Annotated in this window: 20 protein-coding genes; 19 read left to right on the top strand and 1 reads right to left on the bottom strand. The window is 36.3% G+C overall.

Going from position 1 to position 21,299, the window contains the following annotated elements:
- Positions 1 to 18: 18 nt before the first annotated feature.
- Entirely contained in the window at positions 19 to 303 is a 285-nt protein-coding gene (locus BR72_RS13310) for an AbrB/MazE/SpoVT family DNA-binding domain-containing protein (protein ID WP_035433616.1), read from the bottom strand.
- Between the two features lie 494 nt (positions 304 to 797).
- On the opposite strand from BR72_RS13310, the gene metG reads away from it, so the two are divergent.
- The 19 genes from metG to BR72_RS13215 all read left to right on the top strand — a co-directional run bounded on the left by metG (position 798) and on the right by BR72_RS13215 (position 21,298).
- Positions 798 to 2,780: a methionine--tRNA ligase gene (metG, locus tag BR72_RS13305; RefSeq protein WP_035433614.1), complete on the top strand. Its 1,983-nt coding sequence runs from the start codon at positions 798 to 800 to the stop codon at positions 2,778 to 2,780.
- A 178-nt stretch (positions 2,781 to 2,958) separates the two neighbouring features.
- Positions 2,959 to 3,726, top strand: a complete 768-nt coding sequence (locus BR72_RS13300) for a TatD family hydrolase (protein ID WP_035433613.1) — start codon at positions 2,959 to 2,961, stop codon at positions 3,724 to 3,726.
- A gap of 133 nt (positions 3,727 to 3,859) precedes the next feature.
- The gene (locus tag BR72_RS13295) at positions 3,860 to 5,053 is read left to right on the top strand and encodes a G5 and 3D domain-containing protein (protein WP_035433611.1); all 1,194 of its coding nucleotides are present in this window, start codon (positions 3,860 to 3,862) and stop codon (positions 5,051 to 5,053) included.
- A gap of 126 nt (positions 5,054 to 5,179) precedes the next feature.
- Positions 5,180 to 5,737 carry a ribonuclease M5 gene (rnmV, locus tag BR72_RS13290; RefSeq protein WP_035433610.1) on the top strand — a complete coding sequence of 186 codons (558 nt, stop codon included), beginning with the start codon at positions 5,180 to 5,182 and terminating at the stop codon, positions 5,735 to 5,737.
- Positions 5,734 to 6,609: a 16S rRNA (adenine(1518)-N(6)/adenine(1519)-N(6))-dimethyltransferase RsmA gene (gene rsmA / locus BR72_RS13285; protein WP_035433608.1), complete on the top strand. Its 876-nt coding sequence runs from the start codon at positions 5,734 to 5,736 to the stop codon at positions 6,607 to 6,609. Before rnmV ends, rsmA begins: the two co-directional genes overlap by 4 nt.
- A gap of 108 nt (positions 6,610 to 6,717) precedes the next feature.
- Positions 6,718 to 7,581, top strand: coding sequence for a sporulation peptidase YabG (gene yabG, locus BR72_RS13280; RefSeq protein ID WP_035433607.1), 864 nt, complete (start codon positions 6,718 to 6,720; stop codon positions 7,579 to 7,581).
- Between the two features lie 139 nt (positions 7,582 to 7,720).
- Entirely contained in the window at positions 7,721 to 7,996 is a 276-nt protein-coding gene (gene veg, locus BR72_RS13275; protein ID WP_035433605.1) for a biofilm formation stimulator Veg, read from the top strand.
- 95 nt (positions 7,997 to 8,091) lie between these two features.
- A complete protein-coding gene (gene sspF, locus BR72_RS13270) occupies positions 8,092 to 8,271 on the top strand; it encodes an acid-soluble spore protein SspF (protein ID WP_090918113.1) in 180 nt (59 codons plus the stop codon).
- A 196-nt stretch (positions 8,272 to 8,467) separates the two neighbouring features.
- Positions 8,468 to 9,337 carry a 4-(cytidine 5'-diphospho)-2-C-methyl-D-erythritol kinase gene (gene ispE, locus BR72_RS13265; protein ID WP_156107943.1) on the top strand — a complete coding sequence of 290 codons (870 nt, stop codon included), beginning with the start codon at positions 8,468 to 8,470 and terminating at the stop codon, positions 9,335 to 9,337.
- Positions 9,338 to 9,391: 54 nt separating this feature from the next.
- A complete protein-coding gene (gene purR, locus BR72_RS13260) occupies positions 9,392 to 10,240 on the top strand; it encodes a pur operon repressor (RefSeq protein WP_035433601.1) in 849 nt (282 codons plus the stop codon).
- Positions 10,241 to 10,507: 267 nt separating this feature from the next.
- Positions 10,508 to 10,882, top strand: coding sequence for a RidA family protein (locus BR72_RS13255; protein ID WP_035433599.1), 375 nt, complete (start codon positions 10,508 to 10,510; stop codon positions 10,880 to 10,882).
- 153 nt (positions 10,883 to 11,035) lie between these two features.
- The gene (spoVG, locus tag BR72_RS13250) at positions 11,036 to 11,329 is read left to right on the top strand and encodes a septation regulator SpoVG (protein WP_000454042.1); all 294 of its coding nucleotides are present in this window, start codon (positions 11,036 to 11,038) and stop codon (positions 11,327 to 11,329) included.
- Between the two features lie 390 nt (positions 11,330 to 11,719).
- Positions 11,720 to 13,099 carry a bifunctional UDP-N-acetylglucosamine diphosphorylase/glucosamine-1-phosphate N-acetyltransferase GlmU gene (gene glmU / locus BR72_RS13245; RefSeq protein ID WP_035433598.1) on the top strand — a complete coding sequence of 460 codons (1,380 nt, stop codon included), beginning with the start codon at positions 11,720 to 11,722 and terminating at the stop codon, positions 13,097 to 13,099.
- An 18-nt stretch (positions 13,100 to 13,117) separates the two neighbouring features.
- Positions 13,118 to 14,071 carry a ribose-phosphate diphosphokinase gene (locus BR72_RS13240; protein ID WP_035433597.1) on the top strand — a complete coding sequence of 318 codons (954 nt, stop codon included), beginning with the start codon at positions 13,118 to 13,120 and terminating at the stop codon, positions 14,069 to 14,071.
- A gap of 69 nt (positions 14,072 to 14,140) precedes the next feature.
- The gene (pth, locus tag BR72_RS13235; RefSeq protein ID WP_090998987.1) at positions 14,141 to 14,701 is read left to right on the top strand and encodes an aminoacyl-tRNA hydrolase; all 561 of its coding nucleotides are present in this window, start codon (positions 14,141 to 14,143) and stop codon (positions 14,699 to 14,701) included.
- A gap of 71 nt (positions 14,702 to 14,772) precedes the next feature.
- On the top strand, positions 14,773 to 14,997 hold the full coding sequence (locus tag BR72_RS13230; protein WP_035433593.1) for an anti-sigma-F factor Fin family protein: 225 nt from the start codon (positions 14,773 to 14,775) through the stop codon (positions 14,995 to 14,997).
- Positions 14,998 to 15,240: 243 nt separating this feature from the next.
- Positions 15,241 to 18,771 (top strand): transcription-repair coupling factor, encoded by a 3,531-nt coding sequence (gene mfd / locus BR72_RS13225; protein WP_035433591.1) that lies wholly within the window; start codon positions 15,241 to 15,243, stop codon positions 18,769 to 18,771.
- Between the two features lie 134 nt (positions 18,772 to 18,905).
- Entirely contained in the window at positions 18,906 to 19,442 is a 537-nt protein-coding gene (gene spoVT, locus BR72_RS13220) for a stage V sporulation protein T (RefSeq protein WP_035433589.1), read from the top strand.
- 254 nt (positions 19,443 to 19,696) lie between these two features.
- Positions 19,697 to 21,298, top strand: a complete 1,602-nt coding sequence (locus tag BR72_RS13215; protein ID WP_035433588.1) for a putative polysaccharide biosynthesis protein — start codon at positions 19,697 to 19,699, stop codon at positions 21,296 to 21,298.
- Position 21,299 lies beyond the last annotated feature (1 nt).

The raw sequence follows: 21,299 nt of genomic DNA, 5'->3' as shown, positions 1-21,299 counted from the left end.
TTCTCTAAAAGAGAAGCTTTATTTTGCTGCTGCGATAAATTGTTGCAATTCAGTTAAGATTTGCTCTGCGCCTTCTGGGCTTAAAATGATTTTACCTTCAGCTAATGAAAGGTTGCTATCAGAAACTTCACCAGTTACTTGGCAAGTCATGTTTGGTTTATATTTTTTTAAGATGATTTTTTCATCATCAACGTAGATTTCAAGAGCATCCTTTTCTGCAATACCTAGTGTGCGACGTAATTCAATTGGAATTACAACGCGGCCTAATTCATCAACTTTACGAACAATACCAGTAGATTTCATAATTTGTTTTCCTCCTCATATTCTGCAAGTCTATTTTAATTCGCCATTTTTCGACAAAATACCCTATGAACATATGATACCAATCATTTACATTTCCGTCAATTCTTTAATTATAAAATTTATAAAAGTTTTGTAGATTTTCGCATCTATTTATAAATTTTAAAAATGATATAACGACCCCTTTATTTTAGGGGAGACGAGAGCAACTGGTCGTGCTTAGAAGCGCGCTCAGGTCATTTTTTATTTTGCACCGTAGCGACTTATATGTCGAAAAAGTGTATATATTTATTATATATACTAAAAAATAATAGATGTATAGAAAGATTTATTTTATTCTTAAAATTTTAATGATAGTGTCGAAATCTAGAAATGTATATTTTTTATTAATATGAGTAATAGATGATAAAGATATCGTACATACACTCGTCTTTATACGTAAGTTTTTGATATACTGTTTATAAATACATATGAGGTCATTTGGGAGGTTTAAAACAATGACAGAGGAAAATAAGACCTTTTACATTACAACTCCGATTTATTATCCAAGTGGAAAGCTTCACATCGGACATGCTTATACGACAGTAGCGGGAGATGCAATAGCACGCTATAAACGTATGCAAGGATACGATGTGTACTACTTAACAGGCACTGATGAACACGGGCAAAAGATTCAAAAAAAAGCAGAAGAATTAAATGTTACACCACAAGCATACGTTGATAACATCGTAGCGGGAATTAAAGAACTGTGGGGTAAAATGGATATTTCTTATGACGATTTTATTCGTACAACCGAGGACCGTCATAAAGAAGTTGTAGAAAAAATCTTTAAACAACTTGTTGATCAAGGTGATATTTATCTTGATGAATATGAAGGTTGGTATTCTGTACAAGATGAAACGTTTTATACAGAGCATCAACTTGTTGATCCAGTGATGGAGAATGGAAAAATAGTTGGTGGGAAGAGCCCGGATAGTGGCCATCAAGTAGAACTTGTTCGTGAAGAATCCTACTTCTTTAGAATGGGGAAATATGTAGATCGACTATTAAAGTTTTATGAAGATAATCCAAGCTTCATTCAACCAGAATCACGTAAAAATGAAATGATTAATAATTTCATTAAACCAGGGTTAGAAGATTTAGCTGTTTCCCGTACTTCTTTTGATTGGGGTGTTCGTGTACCCGGTAATCCGAAGCATGTTATTTACGTATGGGTAGATGCATTATCTAACTATATTACAGCATTAGGTTATGGAACGGCGAATGAAGAAAAGTATAAAAAATATTGGCCAGCAGATGTTCATTTAGTAGGAAAAGAAATTGTTCGTTTCCATACAATTTATTGGCCAATTATTTTAATGGCTCTTGATTTACCACTTCCGAAAAAAGTATTTGCGCATGGTTGGATTTTAATGAAAGACGGAAAAATGAGTAAATCAAAAGGGAATGTAGTAGATCCAGTGACGTTAATTGATCGTTATGGTCTAGATGCACTTCGTTATTATCTTCTTCGTGAAGTGCCGTTTGGATCAGATGGCGTATTTACACCAGAAGGATTTGTTGAGCGTATTAATTTTGATCTTGCGAATGATTTAGGAAATCTATTAAATCGTACAGTAGCAATGATTGATAAATATTTTGACGGAGAAATCCCAGCATACAAAGCAAATGTAACGGATTTTGATGAGGCTTTAGTAACATTTGCAAAAGATACACTGCAAAAAGTGGAAGATGCTATGGAAAACATGGAGTTTTCAGTAGCGCTAAGCACAATTTGGCAGCTTGTTAGCCGTACAAATAAATATATTGACGAAACACAGCCATGGGTATTAGCAAAAGATGAAAACAATCGCGAGAAACTGGCTTCTGCTATGGCGCATCTTGCAGAAATGCTTCGTCAAACAGCAATTATGTTAATGCCATTCTTAACAGAAACACCAGGGAAGATCTTTGAACAAATTGGAATTACAGATGAAGAATATAAAACATGGAGTAGCCTTTCTACAATTGGCTGCATTCCAGCTGGTACAAAAGTTGTAAAAGGCCAGCCTGTATTCCCACGTTTAGAAGTAGAAGTAGAAGTAGAATATATTAAAGAACAAATGAAAGGATCTGCTCCAAAAGTAGAAGAAAAGAAAGAAGCAGCGCCAGAGGTAGAAGAAATTACAATAGATGATTTCTTTAAAGTAGACTTGCGCGTAGCAGAAGTATTGGATGCAGAGCCTGTGAAAAAAGCAGACAAACTGTTAAAGATCCAACTTGATTTAGGAACAGAAAAACGACAAGTTGTCTCTGGAATCGCTAAATTTTACTCCCCAGAAGAGTTAAAAGGGAAAAAAGTCATTTGTGTTACAAATTTAAAACCAGTAAAACTACGTGGTGAGTTATCACAAGGTATGATTTTAGCGGGTGAAGAAAATGGAAAATTGTCGTTAGCGACGGTCGACCAAAACTTACCAAATGGTACAAAAATTAAGTAATAACGACAAAACGAGAGATGTTTCACGTGTAACATTCGTGAAGCATCTTTTTTCTTGTCGAAAATCTTTCTAAAATTTCTTTTTTTGTATCAAAATTGTAATGTAGTTGTTATTGCGGTGTTAGGAAAGTAATTTTTTCCTATGATAGAATTTATTTCAAATAAAAGGAGTTCTTATTATGTTATTCGATACGCATTCACATTTAAATGCAGAGCAATTTAAAGAGGATTTACAGGAAGTAATTGCAAGAATGAAAGAAGTAGGTGTTTCTTATACAGTTGTAGTTGGTTTTGATGAGGTGACTATCAAAAAGGCAATAGAATTGGCAGAGACATATGATTTTATTTATGCAGCTGTTGGTTGGCATCCTGTTGATGCAATTGATATGACAGAAGAACATCTAAAATGGTTGGAAGAGTTAGCGGCTCATCCAAAAGTTGTTGCACTTGGTGAAATGGGCTTAGATTATCATTGGGACAAATCTCCGAAAGAAGTGCAAAAAGAGGTATTTCGTAAGCAAATTAGGCTAGCAAGAAAGGTAAATTTACCAATCATTATACATAATCGAGAAGCAACGCAAGACATCGTAGATATTTTAAAAGAAGAAAATGCATCCGAGGTAGGCGGAATCATGCACTGTTATAGCGGCGGTGTTGAAGTTGCAAAACAGTGTGTGGAGATGAATTTTCTTATTTCATTAGGCGGTCCAGTAACCTTTAAAAATGCGAAGAAGCCAAAAGAAGTTGCGATGGAAATTCCAATGGAACAACTTTTAATCGAAACAGATTGTCCGTATTTAACTCCTCATCCGTTTCGTGGAAAACGAAATGAACCGAGCTATGTAAAGCTCGTTGCAGAGGAAATTGCAAAATTAAAAGGACTATTCTATGAAGAAGTAGCGATCAAAACAACAGAAAATGCAAAAAAACTATTCGGCATTCAATAATGAGAAGTAGAGGGGGGGATTCCTCCTCTTTTTCTCCCTTCACCTATGTTTATCTTCAGATGAGTAACACTACTAGAAATAGTGGGAGAATGAGAATTAATAATTCTGATCTAGACAGGGAGGGTATTTTATTGTGATTGTAAATGCTAAAAGTTTATTATCCAGGTTAGAAGTGAGCAAAAAATTAGTAGTAAGATTTACGAGTGCATTAATTATTTCAGGATCTGTTGGGACAGTAGCGTATGCGGGAACAACAGATAAAATAACGATTGAAGTAGATGGACAGAAACAAGAAATTTATACACATGCGAATACTATAAGCGAGCTCTTGCAGGAAGAAAAAATTCAAGTGTCAGAAAAAGATCACATATATCCAGCACTTTCTACAAAAATTAAGGATGAAATGAAAGTAGTTGTAGAAAAAGCGAAGCCATTTATGGTTATAGTGGATGGGAAAGAGAAACAAGTACAATCAACAACAAAAACAGTAAAAGACTTGTTAGTAGAAGAACATATTGAAGTTAGTGAACATGATAAAGTATATCCTAGTTTGCATACATCGTTAGAAGGTACGCAAAAAATTATGATTCAAAAAGCATTCCCGGTTACATTACACGTTGGCGGTCAAGAACAGCAAGTGTGGTCAACTTCGACTACTGTCGCTAACTTTTTGAAAGAACGACAAGTGTCACTAAGTGAAATGGATAGAGTAGAACCAGCCTTACAGGAAGTGATGCAGCAAAATATGAAGGTCAAAGTGGTTCGAGTAGAAAAAGTAAGCGATGCAGTGGAAGAACCAATTCCCTTTACTGAATTGAGACAAGAAGATTCTTCACTCCGTAAGGGGACAGAAAAAGTAATTCAAGAAGGAATAGAAGGAAAAAAGAAGAAAGTATTTGCAGTCATAAAAGAGGACGGGAATGAAGTTTTAAGAAACTTACAGAAAGAAGAAATCGTACAAGAAGAAAAAAATCGCATTGTAGCTGTTGGTACAAAAGAAGAAGAGTCTATTTTAGGTGATGTAGGGGGCGCAGTTGCCAACGAATTTTATGTGGAAGCAACAGCTTACTCACCGTACTGCGGGGGATGCCAAGGTGTAAGTGCAGGGGGCTATAATTATAGGGAAAATCCAAATATGAAATTAATTGCAGTAGATCCGCGGATTATTCCTCTTGGAACAAAGGTATGGGTAGAGGGATACGGACATGCAGTTGCTGGTGATACGGGCGGAGCGATTAAAGGGAATCGTATTGATGTTCTTATGCCAACAGAATCACAGGCTGAAGTTTGGGGAAGAAAACGAGTGAAGATTAAAGTGTTACAATAATAGGGTAAGCAGAGGGATTTTTTCTCCTCTGCTTTTTAAATTGTATGAACTAGGAAAATAATAATGGAAAAGTAGGCGTTTTTTTGTTTTACTAATTAGAGATGTGAAATGAGTGTGGAGGAAGTTATGAAGATTAAAGAAATAATTGTTGTAGAAGGTAAGGATGACACGGTTGCCATTAAGCGTGCAGTAGATGCAGATACAATTGAAACGAACGGTTCGGCAATTGGAGATCATGTAATTGAACAGGTGAAATTGGCGCAACAAACACGAGGTGTTATTATTTTTACAGATCCTGATTACCCCGGGGAACGCATTCGTAAAATTATTTCTGAGAAAGTGCCAGGATGTAAACATGCCTTTTTACCGAAAGAAGAAGCATTAGCGAAGCGAAAGAAGGGCGTTGGCATTGAGCATGCGTCTAACGAATCGATTAGACGCGCTTTGGAAAGTTTACATGGGGAGATGGAAGAGTACACGAGCGAAATTCATTGGATTGACTTAGTAGAAGCGGGGCTTGTTGGTGGAGAAAAAGCAAAGAGCCGCAGAGAACGAATGGGTAAGCTATTAAAAATCGGTTATACAAATGCAAAACAGTTACATAAACGTTTGCAAATGTTTCAAATTTCAAAGCAGGATTTTGCAAAAGCGTATAAGCAAGTATTACAGGAGGAAAAGAAATGAAAGATATCGCAACGCCAAATCGTACGAAAGATATTGTTGAAAAGTATGGATTTTCATTTAAAAAGAGTTTAGGGCAAAACTTTTTAATTGATACAAATGTATTAAATCGGATTGTAGATCACGCGGAGATTGGATCTGAGAGCGGGGCAATTGAGATTGGGCCTGGTATTGGAGCATTAACAGAACAACTGGCAAAACGTGCTAAGAAGGTAGTGGCGTTTGAAATTGATCAACGTCTTTTACCGATTTTAGAGGAGACATTAGCGCCTTATGATAATGTAACGGTAATTAATAAGGATATTTTAAAAGCTGATGTAAATACAGTATTTCAGGAGCAGTTTGAAGAAGGCCAAGACGTAATGGTGGTAGCAAACTTACCATACTATGTGACAACACCAATTTTATTTAAGCTATTGGAAGAACAATTACCAGTGCGTGGCTTTGTTGTGATGATGCAAAAAGAAGTAGCAGATCGCTTAGCGGCTCGTCCAGGAACAAAAGATTATGGTTCGTTGTCAATTGCCATTCAATATTATACAGAACCAGAAACGGTGATGACGGTTCCGCGTACAGTATTTGTACCACAGCCAAATGTTGATTCAGCGGTTATTCGTTTACTAAGACGTCCAAAACCGCTTGTGGAAGTAAAAGATGAAGCGTTCTTCTTTGAAGTAGTGCGTGCTAGCTTTGCGCAGCGACGTAAAACATTAATGAATAACCTATCTAATAATTTAAATGGTTTTCCAAAGGATAAAGTATTACTTGAACGTATACTAGCGGAGGTTGAAATTGATCCGAAGCGAAGAGGCGAAACTTTATCTATCGAAGAGTTTGCAAAGTTAAGCAACGCTTTATTTTTGCATAAAATGTAAAAGGTAGCTCGTTTCGAGCTGCCTTTTTTGTCACCTTTTTCCTATAAGTTCATAGGCTAAAACAGAACGTAGTGAGTTATATGTCCCTACGAGTTTGGAGGTAAAAGGATGGCTGTACACGTTGGAGATTTAGTGGAGAGAAAGTCTTATAAGCGTGACCTTCTTTTTCGAGTAACAGAAATAAAAGACACGATAGCAATTTTGTTTGGGGAAGAATTTCGGCTCGTAGCAGATGCACCGATAGAAGATTTAGTTCTTGTCGATCAACGGGATTATACGAAAAGAGTGAAACAGGAACGAGAAACAATGGAAAAGACATATCGCTTATTTCAACAAGATTATGTATTAATGAGAGAGCGGCAAGAATATCAGTCAACAGGCGGCTATGCAAGTGAAGTAAATTATTTTCAAATGCCAGGTAAAGTGCTTCATCTTGATGGAGATCCTTTATATTTAAGGAAGTGCTTAGATTTATATACGAAAATAGGTGTGCCTGTACAGGGAATTCATTGTAAAGAAACGGAGATGCAAGAGAAGGTTTTAGATTTAATTGAGCATGCTCGTCCTGACATTTTAGTAATTACTGGGCATGATGCTTATACAAAATCAAAGGGAGAAATGGGAAATTTAGCAGCTTATCGTCATTCTAAGCATTTTGTACAGGCTGTACGTACAGTACGGAAAAAGTATCCTTCATTAGATCACCCAGTTATTTTTGCTGGGGCGTGTCAATCGCATTTTGAGGCTCTTATTCGAGCCGGAGCAAATTTTGCAAGTTCTCCGTCACGCATTAATATTCATGCGTTAGATCCAGTGTATGTTGTAGCAAAAGTGAGTTTTACATCTTTTATGGAACGAGTTAATGTTTGGGATGTGGTGCGCAATACAATAACTGGTGAGAAGGGACTTGGCGGAATTGAAACAAAGGGGATTTTACGAACAGGATTGCCCTTTCAATATTATGAAGAGTGAGCAAGGTAAGCATTTACCTTGCTTTTTATGTACGCGCTTTTTGAGATTTGGATAAAAAAGTATAAGAACGTACAGACTATATGTGTATAACTTGTATTTCTATACTTTCCATCCCAATTACAGCGAGGTGTAGCACGATATGTCAAAACGTTTAGACGAAATTAAAAGTGCACTGGACCATCATCTTGGTCAGAGGCTTATGCTAAAAGCGAATAGTGGAAGAAGAAAAACGATAGAAAGATCTGGTGTGTTGGCAGAAACATACCGTTCGGTTTTTGTCGTTCAACTTGATCAACAAGAGGATACATTTCAGCGTGTTTCCTATAGTTATGCAGACGTATTAACAGAAACTGTTGAGCTTACGTTTTATGATGCACAAGATAATGAAATCATGTTAGGTGAACAATCTGTTTAAGGATGGGGCTTGTTTAATTACATATATTTTCCGGATTTGAAGAAATTCGTAGTGTCACATACTAAATGTACCGTAGCGATAAAGGGGGACTTGCATTGAGTAGACGAAGAGGAGTCATGTCAAATAAATTTAAAGAAGAGCTTGCAAAAGAGCTTGGATTTTACGATGTCGTGCAAAAAGAAGGATGGGGCGGAATTCGTGCGAAAGATGCTGGTAACATGGTTAAACGGGCAATTGAGATTGCAGAGCAGCAATTGATGAAACAAAATCAGTAACAGTGAGATACTTCTATGCTACGGTAGCCGAGGGGATATTCCTCGGCTTTTTGCACGCGAAAAAGTTGTATTCGTATTATATAAGTAGTTTCATTCTTGATGCTTTTCGTTATAATTAGGAAAGTGTCATCGTTCTACTATAAATTTATGGTAAAATAAACGATAAAAGATTGAGTACATAGAGTAGGTGAATAGATTGAAGCTACTAGTTAAAGCACCAGCGAAAATTAATTTGTCGTTAGATGTACTAGGGAAAAGACCGGACGGCTATCATGAAGTTAAAATGATTATGACAACAATTGATTTAGCAGATCGGTTAGAACTAACAGAGTTATCTGAAGACCGGATTGAAATTGTATCTCATAACCGTTATGTCCCAGACGACCAAAGAAATTTAGCTTATCAGGCGGCAAGATTGTTAAAGAAACGTTTTCAAGTAAAAAAGGGAGTGTCTATTGCAATTGAAAAAACGATTCCGGTTGCAGCGGGCTTAGCAGGTGGAAGCAGCGATGCAGCTGCAGCATTAAGAGGTCTGAATCAATTATGGAATCTCGGACTTACAATTGATGAACTTGCGAAACTAGGTGCCGAGATTGGATCGGATGTATCGTTTTGTGTATACGGCGGAACTGCCATTGCAACGGGTCGAGGTGAGAAAATCGAACATATAAAGACACCTCCTTCTTGCTGGGTCATTTTGGCCAAACCACATATTGGTGTTTCTACAGCTGATGTATATGGGAATTTACAATTAAATCGTGTAACACATCCAGATGTAAATCGTATGGTTGAAGTAATTCAAAATGGTGATTATGAGGGAATTTGTCATGCTGTTGGCAATGTGTTAGAAGATGTAACATTTTCAATGCATCCTGAAGTGTCACATATTAAAGCTCAGATGAAACGTTTCGGTGCAGATGCGGTTTTAATGAGCGGTAGCGGCCCAACTGTTTTTGGTTTAGTTCGTCATGATTCACGCATGCACCGTATTTATAACGGGTTAAAAGGATTTTGTGACCAAGTATACGCAGTTCGTTTATTAGGAGAGCGAGAAGGTCTTGAATAAAGGCGTATAATAAGTTATGATTTGTTTAAAATATTCGTAATTTGAGGTGAGAGCATGAAGATTAGACGAAGTACAAGGTTAGTCGATATGACTTATTATTTGCTTCAAAACCCTCGTCAGTTAGTTTCTCTCACTTTTTTTGCTGAACGGTATCATTCTGCTAAATCTTCTATTAGTGAAGATTTAGTCATTATTAAACAAACGTTTGAACAACAAGGGGTCGGCACATTACAAACGGTACCAGGTGCAGCAGGAGGAGTGAAATATATCCCATATATAAGTCAGGAGGAAGCAAAGCAAATTATTGATGAGCTTTGTAATTTATTTGAGAATCCTGATCGTATTCTTCCGGGTGGTTATTTATATATGACGGATCTTTTAAGTAATCCGCGCTATATTAATGGTGCAGGGCGACTTTTTGCTTCTGTATTTGCAAGGCAGTCAATTGACGCTGTTATGACAGTTGCAACAAAAGGGATTCCTTTGGCATATGCAGTAGCAAATTATTTAGATGTTCCAGTCGTAATTGCTAGAAAAGATAATAAAGTAACAGAAGGCCCAACAGTAAGTATTAATTATGTATCAGGCTCTTCTAAGCGTATTCAAACGATGACATTAGCAAAGCGTAGTCTTCCTGAAGGTGCGAACGTATTAATCATTGATGATTTTATGAAGGCCGGCGGAACAGTGCAAGGCATGATGAGTATGCTTGAGGAATTTAATGCAAATGTTGTTGGCATTGGCGTTTTAGTGGAATCAAGTGATATTGAGGAAAGACTTGTAGATAACTTTGTTTCGTTAATTCGCTTGTCTGAAGTAGATGTGAGAGAAAAGACGATTCAAGTGGAAAAAGGAAATTATTCTTTAAGTCCATTTACTGATATGATTGTAGAAGTTGAATAAGATAAACAATCTTCTTATATAGGTTGTTTTCAAGAAGATCTTGTTCGTCAGAGTGAGGAAAAGATAAAGCGGCTGCTTTATCTTTTTTTATACTAATGGATAACAAGATTTTACGAATTGACTACTTTGTCACATTATTTACGAGCAGTAAGTTTTAGCAGGAGGTAAGCTCCCAAATTTGGAGGCTTACCTTCTGCTAAAACAATAGGCTCCTTGTTAGAGCCAATTTGTGAAAGTAGGATAAAAAATATAAAAGGGTGGGGAACGATGAAAGTAGTTCAAGCAAATGGGGTGCCGCAGGCAATTGGTCCATATTCACAAGGTATGATTGTAAATAATATGTTTTACAGTTCTGGACAAATTCCTTTAACAGTAAATGGTGAAGTTGTGGCTGGAGATATAAAGGACCAAACAGAGCAAGTGTTTCAAAATTTAAAGGCGGTATTAACAGAAGCAGGAGCATCGTTTGAGACGGTGGTAAAAACAACTGTATTTCTAAAAGATATGAATGATTTTAATGCGGTAAATGAAGTATATAGTACATATTTTTCTACGAATAAACCGGCACGCTCTTGTGTACAAGTAGTGAGATTACCAAAAGATGTATCCGTTGAAATTGAAGTTATTGCCCTTGTAAAATAAGAAATTGTAAGCGTTAACGTGTATTTATTTATATATTTCATTGATATAAAAATTTTTATCTTAAAAATTTTTGAAAAATTGAAGGAAAAATAGAACATTTGTGGAATTTATAGAAACATATCGCTTATTTAGAAAAAGGGTGGTGAACACAAGATGGAAGTGACTGACGTAAGATTACGCCGTGTAAACACAGAAGGCCGCATGAGAGCGATTGCCTCTATTACACTAGACCACGAATTTGTTGTTCATGATATTCGTGTAATTGATGGCAATAATGGATTATTTGTAGCAATGCCAAGTAAACGTACTCCGGATGGAGAGTTCCGTGACATTGCTCATCCAATTAATTCTAATACTCGTTCTAAAATTCAAGATGCGGTTTTAACTGAGTATCACCGTTTAGGCGAGTTAGAAGAAGTTGAGTTTGAAGAAGCTGGAGCTTCGTAAAATTCGAATAAGAAGAGCTCTAAAAGAAGAGCTCTATAATTTTGGCAAACTCCTGTAAATATTTACAGGAGTTTGTTGTTGTTTTCATATATTTTATACATCAATTTTGATTGTTCAACATACAAGCAGCGGCTATGCATAGCCAGATGCTCTCGCCCGTCTAAAAAGAAAGAGGATTTTTACATCATTTTCAAAATTTATACCTATAATAGCTACCTCTATTTTTTATGAAAAAGGAATAGTATAACGTATTTCATAAAAAGATATGAAATACTAAAACATTACATAAAAGTTATGGTAAAATTTAATAGTTATAAGGTGTTTCTTGAAATGTATGGTTATTTAGGATAATATTTTTAATGGATAAATAGGTTGCGATGGAGGGTCTATATGTCGAAAAGATATGCAGTGATTCTTGCAGCAGGAAAAGGCACACGTATGAAGTCAAGTTTATACAAAGTGTTGCATTCTGTATGCGGGAAACCGATGGTACAGCATGTAGTTGATCAAGTCTCTCAGCTAGAAGTGCAGAAACTTGTTACGGTTGTTGGACACGGCGCTGAAAAGGTACAAGATCAATTAGGAAGTGCGAGTGAATTTGCATTGCAAACGGAGCAGTTAGGAACAGCACATGCTGTTATGCAAGCAACTGACGCACTGGGGAACGAGAATGGAACAACATTAGTAATTTGTGGTGATACACCTCTTATTACAGCAGAAACAATGGAAGCATTATTAAAGCAGCATGAAGAATCAGGGGCAATGGCAACGGTATTAACGGCCTACATAGAAGAGCCTACTGGTTATGGACGAATTGTTCGCAATGAAAACGGTCACGTTGAAAAAATTGTTGAACATAAAGATGCAAATGAAGTAGAGCGAGCTATTAAAGAAATTAATACAGGTACGTATTGTTTTGATAATAAAGCGCTATTTGCTTCCCTTTCCAAAGTTTCTAATGAAAATGTGCAAGGGGAATATTACCTTCCAGATGTGATTGAGATTTTGAAAAATGAAGGTCATATTGTATCTGCCTATCAAACAGAGCATTTTGATGAAACGTTAGGAGTTAATGACAGGGTCGCTCTATCGCAAGCGGAAGACATTATGAAAAAACGTATTAACCATCAACATATGGTAAATGGTGTTACGATTATTGATCCGAATAACACGTATATTTCCGTCGATGCAAAAATTGGTAATGATACGGTTATTTATCCGGGAACAATTATTGAAGGTTATACTGTTATTGGATCAAATTGTGAAGTTGGACCGCATACAGTTATACGTGATAGTGAAGTGGGAGATAATACAACAATTCGTCAGTCTACTGTTCATGATAGTAAGATTGGTATTGATGTTGCTATTGGACCGTTCGCTCATATCCGTCCGCAATCTGTTATTGGTAATGAAGTTCGTGTTGGAAACTTTGTTGAAATTAAAAAGACTGTTTTCGGAAATAGAAGTAAAGCTTCTCACTTAAGCTATATTGGTGATGCAGAAGTGGGAGAAGATGTGAATCTTGGTTGTGGTTCTATTACGGTAAACTACGATGGCAAGAATAAATTTAAAACTGTAATTGGCGATGGTGTGTTTATTGGTTGTAACTCAAACCTTGTTGCTCCTGTAACAGTTGAAGATGGTGCTTATGTTGCAGCAGGTTCTACTATTACAGAAGATGTGCCAGCAAAAGCATTGTCAATTGCACGTGCACGTCAAACAAACAAAGAAGATTATGTTGATCAATTGCTGAATAAGAAAAATTCATAATGTGGAGGGTTAATCTAGATGTCGACTCAATATCTAAATTCTAATTTGAAAGTATTTTCTTTAAACTCTAACAAGGCGCTTGCTGAGCAAATTGCAAAGCACATTGGAGTAGAATTAGGAAAATGTTCTGTTGCACGTTTTAGTGATGGAGAAATTCAAATTAACATTGAAGAAAGTATTCGTGGTTGCGATGTATTTATCATCCAATCTACAAGTTTCCCAGTAAACGAGCATATTATGGAATTGCTTATTATGATCGATGCATTAAAACGTGCATCTGCGAAAACAGTTAACATTGTTATCCCTTACTATGGTTATGCACGCCAAGATCGTAAAGCGCGTTCTCGTGAGCCGATTACAGCGAAACTGTTTGCAAACTTACTTGAAACAGCGGGTGCTACTCGTGTAATTACTCTAGATTTACATGCTCCACAAATTCAAGGATTCTTCGATATTCCAATCGATCATTTAATGGGTGTACCTATTCTTTCTGATTACTTCCAAAAGAAAGGTCTTAAAGATATTGTAATCGTATCTCCTGACCATGGTGGTGTAACACGTGCACGAAAAATGGCAGATCGTTTAAAAGCGCCAATCGCTATCATCGATAAACGCCGTCCACGTCCAAATGTAGCGGAAGTAATGAATATCGTAGGTAATATCGAAGGTAAAACAGCAATTTTAATTGATGACATCATTGATACAGCTGGTACAATTACATTAGCAGCAAATGCTCTTGTAGAGAACGGTGCTTCTGAAGTATATGCTTGTTGTACACACCCAGTTTTATCTGGTCCAGCAATTGAACGTATTCAAAATTCAAATATTAAAGAGTTAGTTGTAACGAACTCTATCGTATTACCAGAAGAAAAGAAAATTGATAAAGTACAAGAACTTTCTGTTGCTCCATTAATTGGCGAAGCAATTATTCGTGTTTACGAAGAAGAATCTGTAAGTGTACTATTTAATTAATTGGATAGAATGAGACGTAACCAGTGTTGGTTACGTCTTTTCGTATCGAAAAAAGAAAGTGGTGTTACAATGAAATTAATAGTAGGACTTGGTAACCCAGGCAGAGAATATGAATTAACAAGGCATAACATTGGGTTTATGGCGATAGATGAATTATCTAGACGCTGGAATATCCCGTTAAATGAGCAAAAATTTAAGGGTTTATTCGGTGCGGGTTTTGTAAATGGAGAGAAAGTTATTTTATTAAAGCCACTTACATATATGAATTTATCTGGAGAAAGTATTCGCCCACTTATGGACTACTATAAAATTGATATTGAAGATTTTATAGTGATGTATGATGATTTAGATATGCCAGTTGGAAAATTACGTCTTCGTATGAAAGGCAGTGCGGGTGGACATAACGGTGTAAAATCAACAATTGCCCATTTAGGAACACAGGAATTTCAGCGCATTCGTATGGGAATTGATCGTCCTAAAAATGGCATGAAAGTGGTTGATTATGTATTAGGACGCTTTACAGCAGATGAGATGCCTGAAGTAAAACGAGCGATTGAAAAAAGTGCAGATGCGTGTGAAGAATGGTTGAAAACGCCATTTTTACAAGTTATGAACACCTTCAATAATTAACGTTTCCAAAATGGAATATTTTTTAATGCTTATATCCATAATAGTAATAATTGTGCAGCTAGGAGGAAGTTATGGACGGACATTATTACTGCAGACATTGTGGATGTAGAATAGGTAGTATTACAGCGGAAAAAGTATACGGCATTGTGCTAGGTCAACTAACAGAGCAAGAGCGATTAGAAATGATTCATTTTGATGAAAACGGAAATATATATATAAAAACAATTTGTGAATCGTGTCAAAAAACGCTCGCATCCTATCCAGAGTATTATGAGTATGAACTGTTCTTACAATGAAAATGAAACTTCTGTTAGATCATGTTTTTCTTATCAATAGTTAGCTAAACACACTGCTCCTTGTAATGGGAGGAACTTCCATCCTTATCTTTTCTAAATATGAAGATGAGAGAATTACAGCGATAAGGGATAGGATGTATTGCTTCGCTTTGGCTTGTCCAAAGCATTTTTCTGTTTTCTTTTTCCGAAATATTTGCATAAAATATAGTAGCTTGCTCTTTATGTTGAGAGGAGTTTTGAAAAATGATAGGTTTACTAGAGCAATTTTACGAAAATAAAGAAATACGATCAATTATAGATGGATTAGAGGAAGGTTTAAAAGAACAGCTTATCTCAGGTATGGCAACTTCTTCTCGTTCATTATTAATGGCTAGTTTATATAAAAAAACAAAGCAGTCGCAGCTTGTTATAACGCATAATTTATATCAGGCGCAAAAGGTGTATGAGGATTTAGTTTCGTTAATTGGAGAGAAGAATGTTTGGTTATATCCTGTAAATGAATCTATTGCATCAGAAATCGGTGTTGCGAGCCCAGAATTGAAGTCACAGCGCATTGAAGTGTTGAATCGCTTAGCGGCTGGAGAAAGTGGAATTATTGTAGCCCCTGTTGCTGGTTTGCGGCGTTTTTTACCGACAAAAGAGATGTGGAAGACACAGCAAATTGAATTGAAAATGGGACAAGAAATTGAGCTTGATGAACTGCTTCGCATGTTAACGACTATGGGTTATGAACGTAAATCTATGGTAGAGGCACCGGGTGAATTTAGTGTTCGCGGTGGGATATTAGATATCTATCCATTAACAGAAGAATTGCCAGTTCGTATTGAATTTTTTGATACTGAAGTAGATTCCATCCGTTCCTTTACTGTAGAAGAACAACGCTCGCAAGAGAAGATGGATAGCATATCATTTGGCCCAGCTACTGAATTTGTATTTTCTAAAGAAGAAGTAGCATTTGGAATTCAGAAGCTAGAATCAAGTTTAGTTCATACATTAAAAAAAGTATCTGATGAGAAACTAAAAACAACAATATTAGAAACTGTTACATATGAATTAGAATTATTGAAAAACGGACAGACCATTGAGCAGATGTTCAAGTATTTATCTTTATTTTATAAGGAACCTGCTAGTCTAATAGAATATTTACCGGAAAACGGTGTGGTTATTCTAGACGAGGTCTCTCGAATTCAAGAAACAGCAGATCATTTAGAAACAGAAGAAGCAGAATGGTATATATCGCTTCTTGGAGAAGGAGCGATTGTTCAAGATTTAACTTTTTCTCATAGTTTTTCCCAATTTTTGAACCATAAAAAACGAAATTTCTTATACTTAACTTTATTCTTACGTCATATTCCATATACAAATCCGCAAAATATTGTGAATTTGACATGTAAAACAATGCAAGACTTTCACGGTCAAATGAATTTATTGAAAACAGAAATTGATAGATGGACGAAAAGTAGGTTTACAACAGTTGTATTAGGTGCAAATGAAGAAAGAACGAAGAAGTTGCAGAATATTTTAAATGATTATGATATTGAAGCAGATATTATTGAAGGAACGGATGTATTGCTCCCAGGTCGTATTCAAATTGCGGTGGGTGATTTACATGCAGGTTTTGAAATGCCAATGCAAAAGCTGGCGATTATTACCGAAAAAGAATTGTTTAATAAAAAGGTAAAAAAATCACAGCGTAAGCAAAAACTTTCGAATGCGGAGAGAATTAAAAGCTACTCTGAATTAAAAGTTGGTGATTACGTTGTTCACGTAAATCACGGTATCGGTAAATTTTTAGGAATTGAAACATTAGAAATTAATGGTGTTCATAAAGATTATTTGCATATCAAGTATCAAGGAAATGACAAGCTATACGTTCCGATTGAACAAATTGATCAAGTACAAAAGTATGTGGGATCCGAGGGGAAAGACCCAAAGATTTATAAATTAGGTGGAAATGATTGGAAGAAAGTTAAGACAAAGGTAGAAAAATCCGTTCAAGATATTGCAGATGATTTAATTAAGCTGTATGCAGAGCGCGAAGCATCAAAAGGTTATGCTTTTACTCCGGATACATCTGAGCAACAGGAGTTTGAATCATCATTTCCTTATCAAGAAACAGAAGATCAGTTACGCTCAATTGAAGAAATCAAGAAGGATATGGAGCGCGGTCGTCCGATGGATCGTCTGCTTTGCGGCGATGTTGGATATGGAAAAACTGAAGTTGCGATCCGGGCTGCTTTTAAAGCGATTATGGATGAAAAGCAAGTTGCAATTTTAGTGCCGACAACGATTTTAGCACAGCAGCATTATGAAACAATTCGAGAGCGATTCCAAGATTATCCGGTTAATATCGGGTTATTAAGTCGCTTCCGTACAAGAAAACAGCAAAATGAAACGATTAAAGGATTAAAAGATGGTACTGTTGATGTTGTTATCGGTACACACCGTCTTCTGTCAAAGGATGTCATATATAAAGATTTAGGATTACTTATTATTGATGAGGAGCAGCGGTTTGGTGTAACGCATAAAGAAAAAATTAAGCAATTAAAAGCTAATATCGATGTACTAACATTAACAGCAACGCCAATTCCGCGTACGCTTCATATGTCTATGTTGGGTGTTCGCGATTTATCTGTTATTGAAACACCGCCAGAAAATCGGTTCCCGGTGCAAACGTACGTTGTGGAATATAATCCAGCGTTAATAAGAGAAGCGATTGAACGTGAACTGGCACGAGGAGGGCAAATATATTTCTTATATAATCGTGTTGAAGATATTGAGCGAAAAGTAGACGAAATTTCAATGCTCGTTCCTGATGCGCGTGTAACTTTTGCGCATGGAAAGATGAATGAAGGTGAATTAGAATCGGTTATGCTCTCCTTCTTAGAGGGGCAGCACGATGTACTCGTAAGTACAACAATTATTGAAACAGGTGTTGATATTCCGAATGTAAATACATTAATTGTGTTCGATGCAGATCGTATGGGATTATCGCAGTTGTATCAGTTGCGTGGTCGGGTAGGACGTTCTAATCGTGTTGCCTATGCGTATTTCACATATAAGCGGGATAAAGTGTTATCTGAGGTTGCAGAAAAGCGTCTGCAAGCCATTAAAGAATTTACAGAGCTAGGTTCTGGATTTAAAATTGCGATGCGTGATTTGTCTATCCGCGGAGCAGGTAATTTATTAGGTGCAGAGCAACATGGATTTATTGATTCCGTTGGTTTTGATTTATATTCACAAATGTTAAAAGATGCAATTGAACAGCGAAGAGGTACGGGGGCAGAAGAGCAAACGCTTGATGTCGAGATTGATCTAGAAGTAGATGCATATTTACCAGATGCATATATTTCCGATAGCAAACAAAAAATCATGATGTATAAGCAGTTTAGGGGCGTTTCTACTATTGAGGATATTGAAGAGTTACAAGAAGAAATGATTGATCGCTTTGGTGACTATCCACAGGAAGTTGGATATTTACTACAAATTGCAAATATTAAAGTGTTAGCAACGCAAGAAGGAATCGAATTGATTAAGCAAACGAAACAAGAAGTGACACTGTTGTTTTCAGAAAAAGCTAGTCAAAATATTGATGGTGGAAAATTATTTATGCTTGGAAGCAGCTTTGGGCGCATGATTGGTCTTGGTATGGAGGGTTCACGCCTGAAAATTGTGATGAATGTGCGTGAACTAGAAGTAGCAAAGTGGCTTACAATCGCTGAAAATTTATTAAAAGGTTTAAAAGATGTGAAAAAAGAAGAGATAAATGCTTAAATGAGAATAAAAAATAACATTCGACGTGCATAGAAGAACTAATGTGTAAAATACTATGTTTAATAGTTGGTGATTTTTACATGAACAGGTAAAACACCACTTTTATCATCAGTAGAAAGTGAGGCAGCATTAGAATGAAAGCAACTGGAATTGTACGTCGAATTGATGATTTAGGAAGGGTTGTTATTCCGAAAGAAATTCGCAGGACTCTCCGTATTCGGGAAGGTGACCCGTTAGAAATTTTTGTTGATCGCGATGGAGAAGTTATTTTAAAGAAATATTCTCCAATTAGCGAATTAGGTGATTTTGCTAAAGAATATGCAGATGCTTTATATGATAGTTTAGGGCATAATGTACTTGTTTGTGACCGCGATTCAATTATTGCTGTTTCTGGCGTGTCCAAAAAAGAATACTTAAATAAAAGCGTTGGAGATTTAGTTGAGAAAGCGATGGAAGAACGCAAATCGGTTGTTATGACAGACGAAAGTGAAATTTCGATTACTGATGGAGTGGCCGAAAAGGTACAATCTTATACAATCGGTCCGATTATCGCAAATGGTGATCCAATTGGAGCTGTTATTATTTTTTCAAAAGAAGCAATCATTAGTGATGTAGAACATAAGGCTGTGGATACAGCGGCAAGCTTCCTAGCAAAACAAATGGAACAATAAAGCTCTCACCAATCGGGCTCTAACAGGCAGTTAATCTTCATGATGTACTCGAATAAACTGCCTGTTAGAGCTAAGCTAATCCTATGGGTGGTACAGTTTTGTGATACACCGTAATGTACTGTGGAATTATATATTTATGTAAAGGTAGCGTTTTGCTACCTTTTTTTATATGATCACATTGAAAGTGAAAAGCTGTTTTTTTCTTTATGATATAATACGTAGGATGAGTATAGAAAAAGGGAGATTGTATGGTTATGGAGACGAAGAAGTACCACGCTTTTTGGCGCGGAGCGATTATATTAACAATTGCGAGCTTTGTTACAAAAGTATTGAGCGCCTTTTACCGTATTCCATATCAAAATATAGCTGGTGATATTGGTTTTTATATTTATCAGCAAATTTACCCGTTTTACGGGTTTTGTTTAATTTTAACGACATATGGTTTTCCAATCATTATTTCAAAAATGATTGCAGAACGTTTAGAGCGAGGAGAACGGAAAGAAGCAGAATCTATTATATGTATTTCTTTTTGGTTTTTATTAGCTATTGGGATCATAGGGTGTAGTGCATTATTCTTCGGCGCACATACAATTGCATCTTTAATGGGAGATGCGAATTTAGAAAAGTTAATTTGCGTTATTGCATTTTCTTTTTTATTAATGCCATTTCTCGCGGTAGCAAGAGGTTATTTCCAAGGGGTTGGAAATATGATGCCAACGGCTATATCACAGGTAATAGAACAAACGATTCGCGTATCCATTATCGTGTTTTTATCATTATTCCTCATAAAAAAAGGATTTGATTTATATACGGTGGGAGCAGGTGCTATGTTTGGCTCTATAGCAGGTGGTTTTATTGGTGTGATTGTAATGCTGTTTTATTTGCGAAAAGACTTTAGTTCTATTTTTCTGCAAAGTTTTAAAGGGATGTTCAATAAAAAGGCCATTATTCGTACGTTGTTTTGGCAAGGGATTGCAATTTGTGTTAGTAACTTAGTGTTAATTTTTATACAAATGGCAGATTCTATTTCACTTTATAGCTTACTTGTTCAGAACGGGGAGCCAGTAGAAATAGCAAAAACTCTAAAGGGGATATATGATCGCAGCATTCCTCTTATGCAGCTTGGAACGGTCGTGACAACATCGTTTTCACTTTCTTTAACCCCGATGATTTCGGCTGCAAAAGAGAGAGGAGATCAAGCATTCATTCGCAAAAAAGTACAGCTAGCAATTAAAATTACATTTGTAATTGGGATTGCTGCATCATTAGGACTCGCGAGTATTATTCGTCCGACAAATATTATGTTATTTGCAAATGATGATGGTTCCGTTGTGTTAGGGCTTTTATCTATTTCTATTTTGTTTAGTTCATTAGCAATTACAACTGCATCTATTTTGCAAGGATTAGGGCAAATAGTAAAACCAGCTGTATATGTTGTGATTGGTGCATGTGTGAAATTATTACTCAATTATATATTCATGCCGCATTTTGGTGTGATTGGTGCAGCGATTGCAACTGTAATTGCGTTGTTGTGTATTGCCATATTGAATAGTGTATTACTGATTCGAGAGGTTAATGAGCCGCTTATACAGAAAACTCCTATTGTAGGTGTGACAATTGGAGCATTAAGTATGGTGCTGGTGCTTGCTTGCTGTATGTATATGTTTGAGTGGTTTGGATTACAAGCTAACGAGGAGCATAGAGGGTTAGCGGCGATTCAAGCGTTATTATGTGTTGGTGTTGGCGGTTTACTGTATGTATTTTTAATTTTAAAGCTGCAAGTATTTACAGCGCAGGAAATTGGAACGGTTATGAAACAAGAAAAAGTACAAACTTCTTTGAAGAAGAGTGGATAGA

Origin of the sequence: Bacillus sp. UNC322MFChir4.1 (assembly GCF_000746135.1) — a bacterium.
In the GTDB taxonomy this organism is placed as follows: Bacteria; Bacillota; Bacilli; order Bacillales; family Bacillaceae_G; genus Bacillus_A.
This window is presented reverse-complemented; position numbering and strand designations above follow the sequence as displayed.